The 12,414-nt window shown below is 60.8% G+C and carries 14 protein-coding genes; 6 read left to right on the forward strand and 8 right to left on the reverse strand.

Annotated elements, in window-relative coordinates:
• Positions 1-10 precede the first annotated feature (10 nt).
• Together AEAC466_RS26530 and AEAC466_RS44390 are read left to right on the forward strand one after the other, a co-directional pair.
• Complete coding sequence (locus AEAC466_RS26530) at positions 11-997, forward strand: NAD(P)H-quinone oxidoreductase (RefSeq protein WP_031238197.1); 987 nt, start codon at positions 11-13, stop codon at positions 995-997.
• Entirely contained in the window at positions 994-1,137 is a 144-nt protein-coding gene (locus tag AEAC466_RS44390) for a hypothetical protein (RefSeq protein WP_023456772.1), read from the forward strand. The genes AEAC466_RS26530 and AEAC466_RS44390 overlap by 4 nt, the downstream gene beginning before the upstream one ends.
• Before the next feature lie 9 nt (positions 1,138-1,146).
• On the opposite strand, the gene AEAC466_RS26535 is transcribed toward AEAC466_RS44390, so the two are convergent.
• Positions 1,147-1,749 (reverse strand): DUF6348 family protein, encoded by a 603-nt coding sequence (locus AEAC466_RS26535; protein WP_023456773.1) that lies wholly within the window; start codon positions 1,747-1,749, stop codon positions 1,147-1,149.
• A 153-nt stretch (positions 1,750-1,902) separates the two neighbouring features.
• On the opposite strand from AEAC466_RS26535, the gene AEAC466_RS26540 reads away from it, so the two are divergent.
• On the forward strand, positions 1,903-2,616 hold the full coding sequence (locus AEAC466_RS26540; RefSeq protein WP_023456774.1) for a DUF1013 domain-containing protein: 714 nt from the start codon (positions 1,903-1,905) through the stop codon (positions 2,614-2,616).
• Positions 2,617-2,721: 105 nt separating this feature from the next.
• Positions 2,722-3,804 carry a glycosyltransferase family 4 protein gene (locus tag AEAC466_RS26545; RefSeq protein ID WP_023456775.1) on the forward strand — a complete coding sequence of 361 codons (1,083 nt, stop codon included), beginning with the start codon at positions 2,722-2,724 and terminating at the stop codon, positions 3,802-3,804.
• Positions 3,805-3,872: 68 nt separating this feature from the next.
• Here AEAC466_RS26545 and AEAC466_RS26550 read toward each other — a convergent pair whose 3' ends face one another.
• The 5 genes from AEAC466_RS26550 to rpmI all read right to left on the reverse strand — a co-directional run bounded on the left by AEAC466_RS26550 (position 3,873) and on the right by rpmI (position 8,502).
• Positions 3,873-4,088 carry a flagellar basal body rod C-terminal domain-containing protein gene (locus AEAC466_RS26550; protein WP_023456776.1) on the reverse strand — a complete coding sequence of 72 codons (216 nt, stop codon included), beginning with the start codon at positions 4,086-4,088 and terminating at the stop codon, positions 3,873-3,875.
• Between the two features lie 144 nt (positions 4,089-4,232).
• Positions 4,233-6,617, reverse strand: a complete 2,385-nt coding sequence (pheT, locus tag AEAC466_RS26555; RefSeq protein WP_023456777.1) for a phenylalanine--tRNA ligase subunit beta — start codon at positions 6,615-6,617, stop codon at positions 4,233-4,235.
• 51 nt (positions 6,618-6,668) lie between these two features.
• Positions 6,669-7,742 carry a phenylalanine--tRNA ligase subunit alpha gene (pheS, locus tag AEAC466_RS26560; protein WP_023456778.1) on the reverse strand — a complete coding sequence of 358 codons (1,074 nt, stop codon included), beginning with the start codon at positions 7,740-7,742 and terminating at the stop codon, positions 6,669-6,671.
• A gap of 190 nt (positions 7,743-7,932) precedes the next feature.
• A complete protein-coding gene (gene rplT, locus AEAC466_RS26565; RefSeq protein WP_023456779.1) occupies positions 7,933-8,289 on the reverse strand; it encodes a 50S ribosomal protein L20 in 357 nt (118 codons plus the stop codon).
• A gap of 15 nt (positions 8,290-8,304) precedes the next feature.
• Positions 8,305-8,502 (reverse strand): 50S ribosomal protein L35, encoded by a 198-nt coding sequence (gene rpmI / locus AEAC466_RS26570; RefSeq protein ID WP_023456780.1) that lies wholly within the window; start codon positions 8,500-8,502, stop codon positions 8,305-8,307.
• Between the two features lie 223 nt (positions 8,503-8,725).
• Between rpmI and AEAC466_RS26575 the strand changes: the two genes are divergently transcribed.
• Positions 8,726-9,193 (forward strand): GFA family protein, encoded by a 468-nt coding sequence (locus tag AEAC466_RS26575; RefSeq protein WP_031238198.1) that lies wholly within the window; start codon positions 8,726-8,728, stop codon positions 9,191-9,193.
• Here the strand turns inward: AEAC466_RS26575 and AEAC466_RS26580 are convergent, their stop codons facing one another.
• Both AEAC466_RS26580 and AEAC466_RS26585 read right to left on the reverse strand, forming a co-directional pair.
• The gene (locus AEAC466_RS26580) at positions 9,194-9,853 is read right to left on the reverse strand and encodes a DUF3885 domain-containing protein (RefSeq protein ID WP_023456782.1); all 660 of its coding nucleotides are present in this window, start codon (positions 9,851-9,853) and stop codon (positions 9,194-9,196) included.
• Positions 9,854-11,230, reverse strand: a complete 1,377-nt coding sequence (locus AEAC466_RS26585; RefSeq protein ID WP_023456783.1) for an MFS transporter — start codon at positions 11,228-11,230, stop codon at positions 9,854-9,856. It abuts the gene before it with no gap.
• Between the two features lie 240 nt (positions 11,231-11,470).
• Between AEAC466_RS26585 and AEAC466_RS26595 the strand changes: the two genes are divergently transcribed.
• Positions 11,471-12,364 (forward strand): DMT family transporter, encoded by an 894-nt coding sequence (locus AEAC466_RS26595; RefSeq protein ID WP_023456785.1) that lies wholly within the window; start codon positions 11,471-11,473, stop codon positions 12,362-12,364.
• Positions 12,365-12,414 lie beyond the last annotated feature (50 nt).

The following is a 12,414-nucleotide window of genomic DNA, read 5'->3' on the forward strand; positions in this document are numbered from 1 at the left end:
CGAATCAGTCATGAAAGCCATTTTGATCTCCGGCGATGGTCAGAACCCGTCGGATTTGTACGTCGGTGAGACGCCGCGGCCCGATCTGGCACCGGGACATGTGTTAATTCGAACCAGATTTGCCGGCGTGAACCGGCCGGATATCCTGCAAAGACGCGGCGTCTACCCGCCGCCGCCGGGTGCGTCGCCCATTCTGGGACTGGAAGTTTCGGGCATCATAGATGCCATCAACCTGCCTGAGCCCTATGGCGACGACATCGGCTGGGCCGTGGGGGACGAGGTGTGCGCCCTGGTCAACGGCGGCGGTTACGCCGAATTTGTCGCCGTCGATATCCGTCATCTTTTACCGGTTCCGAAAGGCCTGTCCCTGGCGCAGGCGGCGTCCCTGCCGGAAACCGTGCTTACCGTCTACGCCAACCTGATGGAACATGGCAGCCTTCAGGTGGGAGAAACGGTTCTGGTCCACGGTGGCAATTCGGGTATTGGCGCCATGACCATATTGTTGGGCAAGGCGTTCGGCGCGCGGGTAATCGCGACGGCGCGCGGTGCAGCCAAGTGCGCCTTTGCCCGCGATCTGGGGGCTGATCTGGTGATCGACAGCGATGCCGAAGATTTCGTGGCCGCGGTCAAGGCCGCCGGTGGCGCAGATGTCGTGCTCGACATCGTGGCGGGAGATTTCTTCGGCAAGAATCTCGCCTGTCTCAATATGCGCGGACGTATCGTCCAGGTCGGATTTGGCAAGGAATCGACGGTGGAACTCGACCTGCGCCGTATCATTGCCAAATTCGCCATATTGACTGGGTCCATGTTGCGGCCGCGCTCGCCGGATGAAAAGGCGCGTCTGACCGCCAAGGTGCATGAACGGGTCTGGCCACTGATCGAGGACGGCAAAATCCGGACCGTGGTGGACAGGACTTTCGATTTTGCGGACGCGCCAGCCGCCCATGCCTATATGGATTCCGGCGCGCATACGGGTAAGGTGGTACTTAAGCTATGAAGAGACTGTGGATCTGGGTTCTGGTGATTGCCGTGATTGGTATTGGGGCGATCATTGGCGGCGGGGCCTATGTGTTCGATCCGAAGAAGGCCTGCCGTGACAGTGGCGGGCAATGGGTCAAGATGCACTGCGAATACTGACCGCGCGCTTTATGCCCGGGTCAGGACAAGGGTGTTGCGGACCGTGTAGTCCCGCCCATCATGGAGCCAGTCCAGCGCGCTTACCGCGGCTTCCAGGGCCGGTTGACGCGCGCCATCCAGGCGAATGTCGGCGGCCGGGCCGTCACTGTCCACCGCTACGCCGGTCGACAGCCAATGCAGGTCACTGGATAGGGGCCTATCGTGCAAAAACGCCTGAACCGTTTCGAACAGGCGATAGGGCAGGGGCGGCCGTTCCTCGGTCGCGACGTGACGCAGGTAGCGTCCTGTAAACACACGCCAGGGGCCATCGGGCCGACGGATAACCTGGGTCAGCACGATGTTTGGATCGTGGCTCTGCCAGAAGGCGCTGCGCAGGACGGGAAAGCTGCCGTCTCGAAACAGGTCCAGACCCGCGTCGAGCGGGTAGAGTTCGGTGATCACGCGATGCGCGTCCAGTGCGATTTCAACTGTCAGAAGGCGCCCCGTCGCATGGGCGCGAACGGCGGGAAACGCGTCATCGAGCAACAGCCAGTTGCCCCGGGTTTCCGGCACAAGGTCATGGTCGGTGAAAAGCGTCGTCAGTTCGGGGTGCATGGCATGAAAATCAGTCATGGGTCTGACATAGGCACGCGGGCGGTGGTGATCCAGAGGCGGCCATGAAACGGGCTTCCCTTTCGCGAAAAATCGCTCTATACACTCACCCACACCCCCTGCGCCCGGCCGAAAAGGCCGGGCGTAGCCATTTCTGGATAAAGGAAAATTCCCATGGCCGACATCCTGATGCCCAAGGCCACCGCTGTTTGGCTCGTCGACAACACGTCCTTGTCGTTCGACCAGATCGCTGAATTCTGTGGCCTCCACCCGCTTGAAGTCAAAGGCATTGCCGATGGCGAAGTGGCGCGCGATATCCGCGGCGCCGATCCCATCGCCAACGGCCAGTTGACGCGCGAAGAACTGACCAAGGCGGAAGAAAAAGACACCTATCGCATGAAGGCGCTGGTCTCGCGCCACGCCGAATTGTTGAAGCCGTCCAAGAAGGCGCCGCGCTACACTCCGGTGTCCCGCCGCCAGGACCGCCCCGACGCCATCCTGTGGTTCGTCAAGAATCACCCGGAAGTCACGGATGCGCAGATTTCCAAGCTGCTGGGCACCACCAAGTCGACCATCGAGCAGGTGCGTTCGCGCACGCACTGGAATTCGTCCAACATCAAACCGGTGGACCCAGTAACCTTGGGCCTGATCGGCCAGATCGAACTGGACGCTGCGGTCCGTAAGGCAGCCGACGTCAAGCGCAAGCACGCCGAAAAGCACGGTCTTCCGCTCGAAGATCCGTCGCTGAAGCCCGCGCAGACGATTCAGCCCGCGTTCGAGGAAGAAGACGACAGCCCCTATTCCAAGAAGACGGATTTATCGCTCGAGGACGTTTTCGGCGCCGGTGGCGGCAAGCGTTCGGAACCGGAAGAAGACGAGGACTATTGAGTCCAATCCCGCAAGGGTGGCCGGTCGATACAGATCGGTCACAATTGCGGTGTAGCGGACATATGCTGCGATACCAGGTAGCGTGTGAAAGGGTGAGCAGGTTTTATGAAAATCGCCATCGTGCTGCCGCCGGGGTTCCTGTTCGACATCCATGCCCCGAATTCGATCGAAACGGTCGTGCGCACCTTACATGCCGGGGGTGATTTTGGGCACGAGGTAAAGGTTTTCTGCGATGCGGGCGCGCGTGACCATGGCGATATGAGCGTGGTCACCGTCCGGCCGGGGGGCGGGCGGAATCGAGCGGTCATTGCTGCGATACGCGCCTTTGGACCGGACTATATCGAATTTCAGCAGAACATGGTGCGCCTCTATCCCATAGCGGCTGCTTTTCCTGAGATTCCCAACAGCATATATCGCCACAACTACGTCAAGCCGCGGCGATCCGTGACGGGGCGCTTGCGCCGTTGGTGGTACGGCCGTCCGTTCGGCGCCTATATCTTCGTCAGCAGCGCCGCCCGCGACGATTTCCTGGCGCAGAGCCCACAATGGGCTGACCTGAGCTTCGCCGTTCCCAATCCCATCGATGCCGCCCTATGGTATGCCGATCCGCAAAGCCGCGATCCGGTCGTCGTATTCTGCGGCCGCGCGGCGCCGGAAAAGGGGTTTGAGCCCTTCTGCCATGCCTTGGCCGCCGTTCTGACGGCGCGTCCGGCCTGGCGGGGGCAGTTGCTGATGAACAACAGTGTCACGCATCCAGCGTTCGTCGCCACGCAGTTGCGCCTGCTGGAGCCCTTCGGGTCGCGCGTGCGCCTGATGACCGATCTGCCGCTGAGCGACGTTCGCCGTGAAATGAAGCGGGCCGGGATAGCGGTTGTCCCGTCCTTGTGGGAGGAGGCCTTCGGCCTGACGGCGCTGGAAGCGCACGCAGCGGGTGCCGCAGTGGTCTCATCGGGCCGGGGCGGTCTTAAGGAAGTCAGCGGTTCGCACGCGGTTTACGTAAACGAGGTCACGGGTGAGACCCTGGCGGCGGCGATTATCGGCCTGATCGATGATGCCCCGCGACGTACGGCCATGGCAGCGGACGGGCAAGCCTATGTCGCCAAGGCCCATACGGCAACTCAGCGTGCGAACGAATTGAATGTGGCACGTTTATATATCCAGGCTAAGGGGCACCCCCGCTCCAGATAAAAAGATGCCCGCCGTGGGGTGGCGGGCATGTAGGTTTAGGGGAACAAGAAACACTCAGAAATGGATATCTACGCCTTGATATCAAGCAGGCGTCCCATCATCTCGTCGGCGGTCTTGGCGACGGAAATGCTGGCCTCGAAGGCTGTCCGGGACTCGATCTGGCCGACCACATCGCTGACGATATCGCCGCCGCTTGAGGCATCGCGGACCGTGTTGGCGGCGGCGGCTTCGAAGCGCTGGTTGGCGGCATAAACGCCGGAATAGGCTGAACTGATCGCGGACATGTGGATAACTATGTGCGCGAAAGTTTAAGGTTGTTTTTAAGGACGCAGTTAATGGGTGTTAAGCCAGATACTGGGATTGGAGTGCGTTCAGCGACCGAGACTGGCGAGTGGCGCGATCTATCGCCGCCACCCGCGAGATCACTTTCAGCTACGGAGCGCGGCGCCGGTCTTTTGCGCGGCGGCGATAATCCGGGCCGACACGGCTTCGATTTCCGGCTCTGTAAGCGTCTTGTCTACCGGTGTTAGGGTAACCATGACGGCAAGCGATTTCTGACCGTCAGGTACACCAGCACCCGTATAGACGTCGAAGACCTGAGCATCGCTGATCAGTGTCTTTTCAGCGCCCTTGATCGCACGGACCAGATCACCAGAAGCGGCGGTGTCGGGGACAAGGAAGGCGAAGTCGCGCGTCAGCGGCATGAACGGCGACAGAGTCAGTGCCCCTTTTGACTTGCCACCCTTCGACTTCGGCAAGGGCAGGTTGTCGATGCGGATTTCGAATCCAAGATAGGCGCCATCAAGGTCCATCGCCTTCAGCACGGCAGGATGTAGTTCGCCGAATTCAGCCACGATCTGTTTTGGCCCCAATTGCAGGCGCGCTGAGCGACCGGGATGCCAGTAGCCACTGTTCTGGCCCTGGGCCAGTTGCAACGACGCCACCGGCGCGCCCATGTCTTCGAGCAGGCGCATCAGATCGCCTTTCAGCGCGAACAGGGCGGTCTCGCCCGTGTTCTGCCAGTGACGTGTCTTGTCGGGCGCCTTGATGGCGGTGATGGTCGTCTTCTGGTCGTTGGGTTCCAGGCCCTGATAGATCGGCCCGATTTCGAACAGTTGCACCCCGGCGAAGCCGCGCGATGCATTGCGGCCAGCGGCTTCCAGAAGGTTCGGCAAGGCGGACGGGCGCATGCAGTTCAGTTCCGAGGCGATCGGATTGGCGAGCAGCAGCTTGTCGTCTCCGCCGCCGAACAGCTTGGCCCATTCCTGGCGCATGAAGGACCAGGTGACCGCTTCCGAATAGCCATAGGCAGCGAGGGCGCGACGCGCGACGCGGGCCTTTGCCTGCGGGGCGGTCAGAACACCGCCGGGGCGGGGATTGACGACGGGCAGCGGCGTGGCCGGCAGGTTTTTGAAGCCATGGATACGGGCGACTTCCTCGACCAGATCCGCCTTGCCTTCGACGTCGCGGCGCCATGACGGCACGGAGACGTCATAGGCGTTGCCGTCATTTGCGATACCGAAGCCGAGTGCGCCGAGGATGCGCTTTATCTCATCATTGCCGACGGACAGGCCGGTCAGCTTGCCGACATAAGCGGGATCAAAGCGGACATTGGGGCGCCGTGCCGGCAATTCACCGGCCGCCACGATTTCCGAGGCTTCCCCGCCGCACAGGTCAAGGATCAGTTGCGTGGCCAGCTCAAGGCCCGGCACGGTGAATTCCGGATCGACGCCGCGCGCGAAGCGATATTGCGCGTCCGAGGTAATGGTGGTCGTGCGGCCGGTCTGGGCGGTGCGGATCGGGTCGAACCAGGCGGATTCGAGGAAGACATCGGTCGTTTCGTCCGAAACGCCGGTGCTTTCGCCCCCCATGATGCCGCCCAGGCCAATGACGCCGGACGCATCCATGATCGCGCACATTTCCGGCGTAACGGAATATGTTTTCCCGTCGAGGGCTAAAAATTCCGAATTTTCGGAAGGGATTCCCGCAACAAGCGAAGGGCCGGACAGCTTGGCGGCATCATAGACATGCAGTGGCCGCGCGCGGTCGTAGGACAGGTAGTTGGTGATATCGACCAGGGTGCTGATCGGTTTCAGCCCGATACTGGTCAGACGGGTTTGCAGCCATTCCGGCGACGGCCCATTCTTCACGCCGCGGATCAGGCGGCCGGAAAAGAAGCGGCAGGCATCGCCATCAACGCTGACCGAAATGGGCGAGGGGAAGGCGCCGGTCACAGGCGTGACGGCTTTGTCTTCGAAAATGCCAAGACCAGTAGCGGCCAGATCGCGGGCGATGCCATTGACGCCCAGCCAGTCGGGGCGGTTGGGGGTGACTTCGAAATCGATCACCGGCTCGGCGCCGAAAACCTGGGCGGCTGGTGTGCCGACGGCGAGATCGTCGGGCAGGTCCAGAATGCCGTCGGACTCTTCGGACAGCTGAAGCTCGGCGGCGGAACACATCATGCCGTTGGAAACGACGCCGCGCACCGGCTTTTCAACCAGTGTCACGTCAAGGCCGGGCACGTAGGCGCCGATAGGGGCATAGATGGTGGTCATGCCAGCGCGGGCATTGGGCGCGCCGCAGACGATTTCCTTCAGGCCGTCAACCGTGTCCACCTGCAGGACCTGCAACTTGTCCGCATTTGGGTGCTTGGCGGCGGAAACGACCTTGGCGACCGAAAACGGCTTGAGCGCCTTGGTGGCATCGATAACGTCTTCGACTTCGAGGCCGGCCATGGTCATGGCGGCGGCCACGTCTTCGATGGAGGCGTCGGTCTTGAGGTGGTCTTTCAACCAGGAGAGCGAGAATTTCATGGCTATATCTTTATTTCGGCGCCGGGGCGGCGTGCCGCCCGGCAATAAGCGTTAGGAGAGACCGGAGGCGCTGTTCGGGGCGGTGAAGCCGCTAAAACCATAGTGGCCAAGCCAGCGGGTATCGGCGGCGAACATGTCGCGCAGGTCCGGCACGCCGTATTTCAGCATGGCCAGGCGATCGACGCCCATGCCCCAGGCAAAGCCCTGATATGCGTCCGGATCAATGCCGCACGCTTTCAGCACGTTCGGGTGAACCATGCCGCAGCCCAGGATTTCCAGCCACGAGTCGCCGGTGCCGACCTTCAGTTCGCCCTTTTCCCACGAGCAGCGCACGTCCATTTCGGCGGACGGCTCGGTGAAGGGGAAGTGGTGGGGACGGAACTGGGTCGTGACGTCGTTGGTTTCGAAGAAGCGAGAAATGAATGTTTCCAGCACCCATTTCAGATGCCCCATATGCGCCGTCTGGTCGATGACCAGGCCTTCGATCTGGTGGAACATCGGCGTGTGGGTCTGATCGGAGTCGCAGCGGAAGACGCGACCCGGCACGATCAGGCGGAAGGGCGGCTTGCCCGACACCATCGAACGGATCTGGACCGGTGAGGTATGGGTGCGCAATAGCTTGCGCACGCCGTTTTCATCGGGATTGAAGAAGAAGGTGTCGTGCATTTCGCGCGCCGGATGCTTCTCGGGGAAGTTCAGGGCGGTGAAGTTGTGGAAGTCGTCTTCGATGTCCGGTCCTTCGGCGACCTCGAAGCCCATTTCGGCGAAGATGGCGATCATCTCATCCATGACCTGGAGGGTCGGGTGGACGCCGCCCTTCGGACGTGGCGCGGACGGCAGGGACAGGTCAATACGTTCGTTTTGCAGCCGCTGGGCCAGATGCGCAGCCTCAAGCGTGTCCTTGCGGGCATCCAGCTGTGTCTGGATGGCGTCACGCACGGCGTTGATGGCGGCGCCGGTCGTCTTGCGCTCTTCCGGCGGCAGGGCGCCCAGTGTCTTGAGCAGGCCCGAAATGCGGCCGGTCTTGCCCAGCGCCGAAACGCGCACGGCATCCAGCGCGCCCAGGTCGGCGGCGGCGGCGATTTCGCCTTCGATTTCACTTTGCAGGTCGGTGTAGGCGGTCATTTTCGTATCTTTTAGAGAAGAAGTGCCAAGAGGCGATGGGCTGGTTTAGAGCGCTTCCTGCCAAAATGTAAGCATTTTCGACAAGAGGCGCGGTTGGAATGGCGCGATGAAACCGGCGGGTTGCGAAAGCACAAAAAACCCCGCGACCGGTAAAGGTGCGGGGTTCTTATGTTCAGGTCTGATCAGAAAATCAGGCCAGAGCCGAGCGCACCTTGTCCGCAATGGCCTTAAAGCCATTCAGGTCATGCATGGCGACGTCGGACAGAACCTTACGGTCCATGTCGATGCCGGCCAGGTTCAGACCGTGGATAAATTGCGAATAGGTGAAGCCTTCCAGGCGGGCAGCGGCATTGATGCGCTGGATCCACAGGGCACGGAAGTTACGCTTGTTGACCTTACGGTCACGGTAAGCGTATTGGCCGGCCTTGTCGACGGCGGCCTTGGCGGTGCGGATGGTGTTCTTGCGGCGGCCGTAGAAGCCCTTGGCAAGTTTCAGAACTTTTTTGTGACGGGCGTGGGAAACTACGCCTCTTTTAACGCGAGCCATATGTGTCTGCTCCTCTTAGGCGTAAGGCATGTAGGATTTGATCTTCACGATGTCCGGCGCGGACATCACTTCGGTACCCCGGTTTTGACGGATGTACTTCGAATTGTGCGAGATCAAACGGTGGCGCTTACCGGCGACGCCGGCCTTTACCTTGCCTGAAGCAGTGATACGGAAACGCTTTTTAGCGCCCGACTTGGTCTTCAACTTGGGCATTTCATGTACGGCTGTGTTAAAGCCGCCCTCTATAGGAATTAAAACCCGCCAAGGCATGCCTTTTGGCCCGTCGGGTCGGAAGTGTGTCAAGCGGCGCGGCGGACCACGCGCAAGAACGGCGGGTGTTACAGGAAAAGGACGGCGAAGGCAAGCGGAGTCTCAGGGTTGCATGCATTGCCGCGAAATGCCGTATAGTCGGGCGACTCTATAACATGGAGAGCCGATGTCGTTGCAACTTCCCCAGTTTCCCGTTTTCGGCGGGTGCCAGTGTGGCCATGTGCGTTACAGGCTGAAGGCCGTGCCGATCGTCTTTTATCTGTGCCACTGCACCCATTGCCAGAAGCAGTCGTCTTCGGCCTTCGGCGAGTCGGTCAAGGTGCGCGCCGTCGATGTCGAGGTATCGGGTGAACCGGCGATATTCGAAATTGCCGCGGACAGCGGCAAGATTAAAACCTGTGAGTTTTGTCCCCGGTGTGGCATTCGCTTGTTCCACGGTCGTACCGCGGGCGCCGAGACATTCAATATCAAGGGCGGGACACTGGATGACGCAACGTGGCTGCGTCCGGCGGGGCACATCTGGACCCGCTCCAAGCAGGCCTTCTATGTCATAGGCCCTGACGAGATCGATTACCCGGCCGATCCCGACTACGCCGTCCTGAGACGCAAATGGCAGGACATGATCGGCGGCTGACTATTTGGTCTGAGCGGCGATCACGCGCTGAATCGCTTCGGCGCAGGGCTTGGTCACCTGGAACCGGGCCGTCGCCATCTGGGCCTGGTTGAAATTGATAAAGCCCATACCGCCCGTGGGCAGCCAGCCGTAGAAGGTGGAAATCCGCGCGATCAGATCGTTCGGCGTCGGCTGGGAAATGTCTGCGCCAGCGTCGTAGGGGCGGAAGATGGCGCCTGTCTCGCGGTTCATCCACATGATGTCCCAGAAATCGGTTTGGTAAATATGCAGCAGCAGACGGTTGAAGCCGTTGGTGGTCCACGTCACCTCGCCGGCGCATACAATATAGCTCAACTGGTCCGAGGTTGAATGAAATTCCCAACCGGGGGTGAGTCCATAGCGCCGCTTGAGACGTTCCATGCGGGCGCGATGGCGTTTATCCTGGTTGGGCGATTGCAGCGCGACCAGATGACAGGGCGCGCCTTCGCCCAAAGCCGCCGTGGCCACCGTATTGAAGCGGTCGAGCAGGGCGCGCAGTTCAGCATGGTCGTGCGCGGCCTTGCGATTGTCCGGCAGCAGATGAAACCGCGTCAGGTTCCAGCCGTCGGCTTGGCGCAGCAAATGCCCGACCGGGTGCGTGTTAGGGTGGAAGCGATGCCAGTCAGCCTGAAAACGATCCATCTATATCTGCCCCTGTTCCTGGCCGGTCTGAAGCTTTGCCTGCTGTTTACGCAACTTGCCGACCTGCAGGGCCAGCAATGCGGCCGGCAAGGTCATGCCCGCCCCCATCCATAAGGACGCGTCTGGGCCTAACACCGAGAAGAAGAAGCCGGCGAACATTGGTCCGCTGATGCGGGCAATCGCGCCGGTCGACATGTTAAGCCCCAGCATGGCACCTTGCTTGTCCGGTGGTGTCGACAGGGAAATGATGGCGCAGATGGACGAAAAAATAACGGCTTGTCCCAGGGCGCCCAACATGACGATCGGTACGATCAGCCAGTTGATGCTGTTTACACCTTGCAACACGAAGCTCAGGCCGAAAACGAACAGCCCGGTCGCTAGCACCCTGCTCTCGCCATAGCGGCGGACCAGAGGGCGCATGAAGACCATCTGCATCAGGGCGGCGGCGATGCCGAGCGGCAGGAAAATGGCGCCGATTTCCTTTGGCCCCCAGTGAAAGCGCGCCTCGGCCCACAGACCGAAGGTCGATTCCAGGCCGGCGAAGGCGGCCATGTAGCACAGGGTCGCCAGGATGACGCGCAGGATGACCGGGTTGCGTACGGCTTCCTGAGCCGTCTTTAAAATATTGGGCTGGGCGGCTTCGGCCTTGGTGCGGCGCTGACGGCTTTCGCGAATGAACAGCATGACCCCGAAACTGGCGATGGCCGACAGGATAGCCGCGCCTACGAGCGGCAACTGGAACTGGTTGCCGCCGGCGGCGGTTTCGTGGCTCAGCATGCCGCCGATGAACGGACCGATGATGAAGCCGAGCGAAAAGGCGCCGCCAATCAGGCTCATGCGGCCGGACCGTTTTTCCGGCGGCGAGACATCGGAGACATAGCCCTGGATCGTCGAGATATTGCCGGAACTCAGGCCGCTGAAAAACCGGACGAGAATGGCGACCCAAATATTGGGCGAAAAGGCGAGGAGGATATAGAACAGTACGCTCAGGGCGGTTGTGACGATCAGGATGGGCTTGCGCCCGATGCGGTCACTAAGGCGGCCGAAATAGGGTTCTGCGAAGAACTGGCCCAAGGAGTAGGTGGTGAACATAAGTGTCACCTGCCAGGCCTGCGCCTTCAGGCTTTGGGCGAAAAAGGGCATCAGGGGCACGACAATGCCGAAACCGACCAGGTTGACGAAGACCACGGCGAACATGGCCGCCAGGGGGCCATTTTCCTTCAGGGCGTTGCGGATGTTTCGCAGCAATCGCGACCGGAAAAAAGTGCGGTCGTTGCGGTCATCGTCATCTTCGTTTTCAGGGGGAGGGACCGCAGATGCCGGCTCGGACACGGTCAGATCGTCCGTGGACGCAACACTGGTATCGGGTTTTGACATTCGTGCGGTTATAAATGATTTGCACGCCATTGCGACAGTTTCTTTATCGCAAGTGCGTGATATCCAGTGGGCGGCGCGCGCATGCCCATACCGTTCACCAGCGCCAGGATCGCCATTTCGGACAGAATCCGCCAATCGGCGTAACGATTCTGACAAACCCACTGTGACCGCAAGAAGTGGAGCGACGACGCGCCCATCTGTGGCTATAGACCCTGCCCTGTGCTGAAAAAGGAGATCGTCATGCCTGCCGCCAGTCTTATCAAACTGATCCTATTGGGCGCCATCTGGGGCGGATCCTTCCTGTTCATGCATATCGCCGCGCCCGTCCTGGGGCCCGTGCTTCTGATCCAGTCGCGCGTTCTGCTGGGGGCGGTCTTTCTTCTGGCGCTGGCAGTCCTATGGAAAAAGCCGCTCGATATCAGGGCACACTGGAAGCATTTCGCGATCCTCGGCTTTTTCAATACCGCCCTGCCATTCCTGCTGTTCGCCTGGGCGTCGCGCCTTCTGCCGGCATCGATGTTATCGGTTCTGAATGCCACGGTGCCCATCTGGGGCGCCATTTTCGGAGCGATATGGCTCCGGACCGCGCTGTCGATTAAGACGGTCGCCGGGCTGGCGCTCGGTGTGGCCGGGGTTGCTATACTGGTCGGCTTTGATGGTGCCCGTCTGACGCCTGGCATGATGCTGGGTGTGGCCGCCGGTCTGACTGCCGCCGCCTGCTACGCCATAGCCGCGCTCTATTCGAAGGTTGCCAGGAGCGTTGATGCCTTTTCAAATGCCCACGGCAGCATGTGGGCCGCAACGGTTCTCATCGCTCCGGCTACGCCCTTCTTCCCTGCTGCCACCATGCCCGATCCGTGGGTGATGCTGTGCGTACTGGCCCTGGGCATCGCGTGCAGCGGGATCGCCTATGTCCTCTATTTCAAACTGATCGATGAAGTTGGCGCCGCATCGGCCACGACCGTGACTTTTCTGGTGCCGGTGTTCGGCATGTTGTGGGGCGCCCTGGTGCTGCATGAACATATCGGTTTGATGGGGCTGGGCGGCGCAGGCCTGATCATTGTCGGTGTGGCGCTGATCACCGGCTTTTCACCGGCGGCTCTGGTCCGTCGCAAGGCCGTGACGACAGAATGATCGCAAGGGCTTCAGAAAAAGCCGCCGTTTTCAAAACATCTCAAATCAAT

This window comes from Asticcacaulis sp. AC466 (genome assembly GCF_000495815.1).
Taxonomy (GTDB): Bacteria; Pseudomonadota; Alphaproteobacteria; order Caulobacterales; family Caulobacteraceae; genus Asticcacaulis.

Bases quoted from the DNA above. Each gene is read 5' to 3' on its own strand.
- AEAC466_RS26575 (WP_031238198.1), top strand. From the start codon at position 8,726: ATGTCGTTGCAACTTCCCCAGTTTCCCGTTTTCGGCGGGTGCCAGTGT.
- AEAC466_RS44390 (WP_023456772.1), top strand. From the start codon at position 994: ATGAAGAGACTGTGGATCTGGGTTCTGGTGATTGCCGTGATTGGTATT.
- pheT (WP_023456777.1), bottom strand. From the start codon at position 6,617: ATGAAATTCTCGCTCTCCTGGTTGAAAGACCACCTCAAGACCGACGCC.
- AEAC466_RS26545 (WP_023456775.1), top strand. From the start codon at position 2,722: ATGAAAATCGCCATCGTGCTGCCGCCGGGGTTCCTGTTCGACATCCAT.
- AEAC466_RS26585 (WP_023456783.1), bottom strand. From the start codon at position 11,230: ATGTCAAAACCCGATACCAGTGTTGCGTCCACGGACGATCTGACCGTG.
- AEAC466_RS26550 (WP_023456776.1), bottom strand. From the start codon at position 4,088: ATGTCCGCGATCAGTTCAGCCTATTCCGGCGTTTATGCCGCCAACCAG.
- pheS (WP_023456778.1), bottom strand. From the start codon at position 7,742: ATGACCGCCTACACCGACCTGCAAAGTGAAATCGAAGGCGAAATCGCC.
- AEAC466_RS26530 (WP_031238197.1), top strand. From the start codon at position 11: ATGAAAGCCATTTTGATCTCCGGCGATGGTCAGAACCCGTCGGATTTG.
- AEAC466_RS26595 (WP_023456785.1), top strand. From the start codon at position 11,471: ATGCCTGCCGCCAGTCTTATCAAACTGATCCTATTGGGCGCCATCTGG.
- rplT (WP_023456779.1), bottom strand. From the start codon at position 8,289: ATGGCTCGCGTTAAAAGAGGCGTAGTTTCCCACGCCCGTCACAAAAAA.
- AEAC466_RS26540 (WP_023456774.1), top strand. From the start codon at position 1,903: ATGGCCGACATCCTGATGCCCAAGGCCACCGCTGTTTGGCTCGTCGAC.
- rpmI (WP_023456780.1), bottom strand. From the start codon at position 8,502: ATGCCCAAGTTGAAGACCAAGTCGGGCGCTAAAAAGCGTTTCCGTATC.
- AEAC466_RS26580 (WP_023456782.1), bottom strand. From the start codon at position 9,853: ATGGATCGTTTTCAGGCTGACTGGCATCGCTTCCACCCTAACACGCAC.
- AEAC466_RS26535 (WP_023456773.1), bottom strand. From the start codon at position 1,749: ATGACTGATTTTCATGCCATGCACCCCGAACTGACGACGCTTTTCACC.